Annotated in this window: 5 protein-coding genes; 4 read left to right on the forward strand and 1 reads right to left on the reverse strand. The window is 74.9% G+C overall.

The window, feature by feature from the left end; genetic code table 11:
* Positions 1–7 precede the first annotated feature (7 nt).
* Entirely contained in the window at positions 8–1,231 is a 1,224-nt protein-coding gene (locus P1P70_RS14120) for a helix-turn-helix domain-containing protein (RefSeq protein WP_319237187.1), read from the forward strand.
* Positions 1,232–1,319: 88 nt separating this feature from the next.
* On the opposite strand, the gene P1P70_RS14125 is transcribed toward P1P70_RS14120, so the two are convergent.
* Entirely contained in the window at positions 1,320–1,901 is a 582-nt protein-coding gene (locus tag P1P70_RS14125) for a DUF4240 domain-containing protein (protein ID WP_319237188.1), read from the reverse strand.
* A gap of 163 nt (positions 1,902–2,064) precedes the next feature.
* Here P1P70_RS14125 and P1P70_RS14130 point away from each other — a divergent pair, with 163 nt between their 5' ends.
* From P1P70_RS14130 to P1P70_RS14140, 3 genes are all read left to right on the forward strand, one after another.
* A complete protein-coding gene (locus P1P70_RS14130; RefSeq protein WP_319237189.1) occupies positions 2,065–3,555 on the forward strand; it encodes an ABC transporter substrate-binding protein in 1,491 nt (496 codons plus the stop codon).
* Between the two features lie 131 nt (positions 3,556–3,686).
* Positions 3,687–5,453, forward strand: a complete 1,767-nt coding sequence (locus P1P70_RS14135) for an ABC transporter permease subunit (RefSeq protein ID WP_319237191.1) — start codon at positions 3,687–3,689, stop codon at positions 5,451–5,453.
* Positions 5,454–5,493: 40 nt separating this feature from the next.
* Positions 5,494–6,568: ABC transporter ATP-binding protein (locus P1P70_RS14140; protein WP_319237190.1), on the forward strand; the 1,075-nt coding region annotated here is incomplete at its 3' end.

The following is a 6,568-nucleotide window of genomic DNA, read 5'->3' on the forward strand; positions in this document are numbered from 1 at the left end:
CAGACAGATGTATGAAGGCCCCTCGGGGATACGCGACAATGCCCGAGTGACGCCGGAAAGCCCCTCCCCCCACCCCGTGGGTGACTACCAGGACCTCGTCGACGAGATCTCCGCGCTGCTCGGCGCCCCGGCGACGCTGGAGAACCGCGACTTCGAGCTGATCGCCTTCGGCGCGTACGACAGCGAGGGCGAGCTCGATCCGTCGGCCCTCGACCCGGTCCGCACCCGCTCGATCCTGACCCGCCGCTCGACGACGGCGGTGCGGGAGTGGTTCGAGGGCTTCGGCATCACCCGGGCGACAGGCCCGGTACGGATCCCGCCGACACCGGAGGCGGGGGTGCTCCGGGGGCGGGTCTGCCTCCCGGTACGCCATCGGGGGGTCGTCCTCGGTTACGTCTGGCTCCTGGACGGCGACCCCGGCCCGACCGACGCCCAGCTGTCCGCCGCCATGACGGTGGCCTCCCGCATCGGCGCCCTCCTCGCGGACGAGGCCCAGGCCGGCGCCGATCTCACCCGGGAGCTGCGCGCCGTCCTGACCGCCGAGCGCGACTGGGAGCGCGACATGGCCGTGGCGGAGCTGCGCGCGGCCCTCGGCCCCCGCGGCGACGGGGTCCACACGCTGGTGTGCGTGGCTCCCTGGCCGTACGCCGGTCCGGACGACGCGCCGTCCTTCCGTACGGTGCCGGGGGCGACCGCGCTGTGCACGGTGCCGTGGGGTGCGGCGGGCCACGGCCTGGCCCTGCTGGTGCGGCTCCGCTCGGCCGACGCACCGGCCCCGGCGCTCACGGCCGCCGCCCGGCTGCTGGAACGCGCGGGCGCGCACGCGGCGGCGGGCGTGTCGGGAGCCCGTGCGGGCCTCGCCGAACTGGGCACCGACTGGCGGGAGGCCTCGGCGGCGGCCCGGGCGGCGCTGGCGGAGCCGCGGCTGGGCCCGATCGCCGAGTGGCGCTCCATCGGCCCGTACCGGCTGCTGACCGCGCTGCCTCCCGGTCTCCCCCAGGACCCGTCCGTCCGCGCGCTCCTCACCCCCGCCCACCGTGAACTCGCCCACACCGCCGAGGTCTTCCTCGACCACGCGGGCCAGGCCGGGCGCACGGCGGCCGAGTTGGGCATCCACCGCCAGACCCTCTACTACCGCCTCTCCCGCGTGGAGCAGCTCACGGGCCTGCGGCTGACCGACGGCGAGGACCGCCTGCTGCTGCACATGGCGCTGAAGGGCGCCCGGCTATAAGGCCTTTGGGGAGCGCCCATGACGCCTTTGGCGGGCGTCGGCTCGAGGGGAGAGCCGGTCGGCGGCTCGACAGGAGAGCCGGTCGGCGTCAACTCGCCGTGGGGAGCGGGAACAGCGCGCTGAGGCGGGGCAGACGGCGGTGCGACTCGGCGTCCACGCGGGCGTCCCAGCGTTCGCCGGCCGGGTCCGCGAGCTCGTCGTCGTCATCGCCGAGACTCTCCATGGCGGCGTAGAAGTCGTCCGCCGTGCGGCCGGTGACGTGTGCGTAGGCTCCCGCGGCGACGTAGTCCAACTCCTCCCACTCCAGCCATTCGTCCTCGTCCCAGACGTCAGGCGAGCGGCCCACGAGCCGCCGCACGGCAGGCACGTCGGCCAGGGCGTCCGGGTCGCGGACGACTCTGTCGAACCCCTCCCGGCCCAGGCCGACCAGCCAGAGCCGGAAGTAGAAGAAGCTGTCGTCGGAGCACCAGCCCATGATCCGGTCGGCGGCACCCCACAGGTCCCAGGTGAGGGTGGGGGTCAACACCCGGTCCAGGCCCACCTGGAACCCCAGGATCTCGGGCTCGGTGCGGCCCGCCAGCCGCTCGCGCAGCCACTCCAGCCGCTCGTCGGGGCCGGGCGCCGCCCGGCGGCAGCCCTCGATCACGCCCCAGAAAGTCTCGTCGTCCACGGCCCCACCATGACAGGGGCCACTGACAACGCCATCCGGCCTGTGTGTTCGGGGTCGGGTGGCGGCATCGTGGTGGCGCAAATCCGCACTTCTGAAAATGATTGTCATCATGCTACGGTCGAGCACGTTGAATCTTTGACCACGCCTTAACTCGGAGTGTCCCGTGCGCGTCCCGGCCCGTCTCGTCCCGCTCACCGCGGTCACCACCGCGACCTCCGCCCTGCTCACGGGGTGTTTCTCGGCGACGGGCCCCCAGGAGGCCGGGAGCGAGGGCAAGCGGATACGGATCGCGATGATGCTGCCGCCCCGCTCGGGCCTGTCCCCGCTGTCCGACGACGCGTTCAAGCTGTCGCGCTGGTCGACCGCCGAGACCCTGGTGAAGCTGAACGCCGAGGGGGACGCGCAACCCGCGCTCGCCACCGAGTGGAAGCGCGCGGGCAAGAAGTGGACGTTCACGATCCGGGAGGGTGTGACCTTCCACGACGGTACGAAGCTGACCGGTGAGGCCGTCGTCAACTCCCTCACCGAGGCGGCCACCGCCTCCCCCAAGCCCCGCATCCTCGACGGCGTCGACCTGACGGCGAAGGCCGACGGCGACACCGTCACCGTCACCACGGCGGTCGAGGACCCGCTGGTCCCGCAGCGGCTCAGCTCGCCGCAGCTGTCGATCCTCGCGGCGAAGGCGTACGAGGGGAAGACGGTGAACCCGCTCGGCGCCGGCACCGGCCCCTTCGAGCTGACCGAGGTCAACGGCACCGCCTCCGCCGCGCTCGACCGCTACGACGACTACTGGGGCGGCAAGGCCAAGGCCCCCGGCATCGATGTGAAGTTCGTGCCGGACGGCACCGCGCGCGCTGCCTCGCTGCGCACCGGCGAGGCCGACATCGTCGAGGCGGTCCCGGTGTCCCAGGCCGCCGTGCTCGACCAGGACCTGATCACCGAGGTCCCGATGCCCCGCACCAACACCCTCTACCTGAACACCGAGAAGGGCGTGTTCAAGGACGCCTCGCTGCGCGCCGCCGCCCGCGAGGCCGTCGACGCCGAGTCGATCGTGAAGGGCGTGTACGAGGGGCGTGCCGACGTCGCCGAGGGGCTGCTCGGGCCCGCGCTCCCGTGGGCCGCCGAGCTGCGCTCCCCGGTGAAGCGCGCCGAGGCGGGAGACCCGGACGGCAAGGCCATCACCATCGGCACGTTCACCGACCGGGCCGAGCTGCCCGAGGTCGCCGCCACGCTGCAACAGCAGCTGCAGAAGGCCGGGTTCAAGGTGAAGCTCGACGTACGCGAGTACGCCAACATCGAGTCCGACGCGCTCGCCGGCGAGTTCGACGCGTTCATCCTCTCCCGGGCGACCGTCCTCGACTCCGGTGACCCGGCCGCGTACCTGTACAGCGACTTCGCCTCCGACGGCTCCTTCAACCTCTCCCAGCTCGCCGACAAGAGCGTCGACACGGCCCTCGACCGGGCCTCCGACACGGCCGCCGGTGACGCCCGCCGCAAGGCGGTCATCGAGGCCGAGGCCGCCGTCCTCACCACCGACGCGGCCGTGCCGATGCTGCACGAGCGGGTCATCCAGGGCGACGCGTCCGGAGTCGTGGACGCGGCCCACGACCCGCGCGAGCGGGAACTGGTCACGGCCGACACCTACGTCAAGTGAGCACGCCCACAAGCGAACCGACCGCCGGGGTACGCGACGCTGGAACCGCCGCCGAGGCGGTCGGAGCCGTCCGGTGGACTCGTGGAGTCGGAGCGAGCGGGACCGGGTGGGGGCGGCGCCTCGTCGGGGCGCTGGTCGGGGCCACCGGGCTGACCCGTCTCTGCTGTCTTCTCGGCGTGCTGGCCGTCGTCGGTCTGCTGCCATGGCTGTCCGGCCGTGATCCCGCGCTGACCGTACTGCGCGCCCGGTCGGCCGAGCAGGAGGCGACGCCCGAGGCGCTGGCAGCGATCCGTGAGGACCTGGGCCTGGGCGCGGGCCCCCTCTCCCTGTTGGGCGGTTGGGCCTCCGGGCTGCTGCGCGGCGACCTCGGCACCTCATGGGTGTCCGGCACGGACGTGCTGCCCTCGGTCGTCTCCGGCCTCCAGGTCTCCCTCGCCCTGATGGGCACCGCCTTCGCCGTCGCACTCCTGCTGGCCTGCGCGCTGGTCGCCCCGGTGCTCGTACGGGGCCGGGGATCGGCCGGCGCGTTCGCCGCGATGCTCGCCGCCGTCCCCGAGTTCCTGCTGGCCACGGTGGCACTGTTGGTCTGCGGGGTCTGGCTGGGCTGGCTCCCCACGTCCGGCTGGGCGGGCCCGGAGTACCTGGTACTGCCCGCGATCGCCCTCGGGGTCCCGGCCGGCGGTCTGCTGGGCCGCCTGGTCGCGGACGCGCTGCCCGCCGTGCTCGACGAACGCTGGGTGGAGCTGTGGCGGGGCGCGGGCGTGAGCCGGACCCGCGTCTCGGCGGCCGCGCTGCGCCGCGTACTGCCGCCCCTGGTACCGCAGTTCGGCATGGCCGCCGTCGGCCTGACCGGCGGCGCGGTCGCCGTGGAGATGGTGTTCGCGGTGCCCGGCATCGGCCGTACCGCCCTGGGCGCCGCCAAGTCGCAGGACCTCCCCCTCCTCCAGGGCGCGGTCCTCGCCCTCCTCGTCCTTGGCCTGGTGGCAGGCGCGCTGGCCGCCCTCGTCCGGCGCCGGCTCCTCGGCCCGGCCCTGCGCGACGCGGGCCTCACCCTGCCGCCGGCCCGCCCGGTCCGCACCCACCCCGCGATACCGCTGACCCTGGCGGCCGTCCTCCTGGTCACCGTCGGCTGGGGTCTGCTGCGCGACCCGTACGCCGTGGACACCACCGCCCGCCTCCTCCCGCCGTCCTGGGCGCACCCGCTCGGCACGGACGGGATCGGCCGTGACGTCCTGGCCCGCCTCGGACACGGCGCGGCCGCCACGGTCGGCACGGCGGCGGCGGTCTGCGCGCTGAGCCTCCTCGTCTCCCTGGCCCTCGGCTTCCTCCCCCGGGTGGCGGCGGGCGCTTCGGACATCGCCAACGCGCTGCCCCCGGTGATCGCCGGCATCCTGGTCGCCGCGGCGGCCGGCCCGGGGACGGGCGGCGCGGCCCTCGCCGTCGCCCTGATCTCCTGGCCCCCGCTGTCCGCCCACGCGGCGGCGCTGGTGCAGGAGGTCCGCGCGTCCGCGTTCCTGACCGCGCAACGGGCGATCGGCGCGAGCCCGTGGTGGATCCTCACCCGGCATGTCCTCCCGTCGGTCGCCGCCCCCGTCGCCCGCCACGCCGTCCTGCGCCTCCCGGGCATCGCCCTGGCCCTCGCCTCCCTGGGCTTCCTGGGCCTCGGGGCCCAACCGCCCACCCCGGAGTGGGGATTGCTGCTCGACGAGTCCCGCGCGTACGTGGAACGCGCGCCGTGGGCGGCCCTGGCACCGGCGGTCGCCCTCGCCCTGCTGGCCGGTATCGCGGTGTCGGGGGCGGCGTACGCGCAGTCGCGAACGGCTCGCGGCACCCGGAAGCCCGGTCGTGCCCACGGTGGGAAGGGGAAGGCGTCCGTTGAAGTCCCAGCCGAGGTCTGAGGCCCCGTCCGAGGGCGGGCCGCCGCGAGGCGTCCCGCCGATGTCCGACACACCGCCGGCGTCCGGTGAGCTGCCGATGACGCTCCGCTCCGGCACCCCCGACGTACCACCGGAGTCCGACGTGCCAATGACATCCGACGTGCCACCGAAGTCCGACACGCCGTCGGAGTCCGCCGCGCAGCCGGAGCCCGCCGCGCCGTCAGAGTCCGCCGCGCAGCCGAAGCCCGCGGCGCCGTCGGAGTCCGCCGCGCCGTCGGCGTCCCCCGTATCGCCGGAGCCCGAGGCCCTGCTCTCGGTCCGCGGGCTGCGGATCGCGTTCGACGGGGTCGAGGCCGTACGCGGGCTGTCCTTCGACGTCCGGCCGCGCGAAGTGCTCGCCCTGGTCGGCGAGTCGGGCGCGGGCAAGTCCCTCACGGCCCGGGCGCTGCTCGGGATGCTGCCCGTGGGTGCGACGAGCAGCGGAACCGTACGGCTGCGCGGGGACGCGGACCTCGCCGCCCAGCGGGGCCGGCGTATCGCCCTGGTCCCCCAGGACGCGCTGTCGGCGCTCTCCCCCGTGCACCCCGTGGGCGACCAACTCGCCGCGGCCGTACGGTCGGTGGCGCGTGTCTCCCGCAAGGAGGCCCGCGCCCGGGCGGTCGCCGCCCTCGACCGGGTGGGCATCCCCGACGCCGTGCGCAGGGCGCGGGCGTATCCGCACGAGTACTCCGGCGGTATGCGCCAGCGGGCCGTGATCGCCATGGCGACGATCAACGAACCGGACGTCGTCGTCGCGGACGAGCCCACGACCGCGCTCGACGCGGAACTCCAGGAACAGGTGCTGCGGGTCCTCGCCGCACAGCGGGAGGCCGTCGGCGCCGCGCTCGTGCTGGTCACCCATGACCTGGGCGTGGTCCGGGAGCACGCCGACCGCGTGCTGGTCATGTACGCCGGGCGTCAGGTCGAACAGGGCCCGGCGGCGGCCGTCTTCGACCGTCCCCTGGCGCCGTACACGGCGGGCCTGCTGGCGTCGCTGCCGCCGGACGAGGGGGACCGCGACGGCGAGGGTGAGAGCGGCAGCCACGGCCCCCGCCCCGCCGGGCGGCGCCGGCTGCCCTCCGTACCCGGCTCCCCGC

This window comes from Streptomyces sp. MB09-02B (genome assembly GCF_033794485.1).
GTDB lineage: Bacteria > Actinomycetota > Actinomycetes > Streptomycetales > Streptomycetaceae > Streptomyces.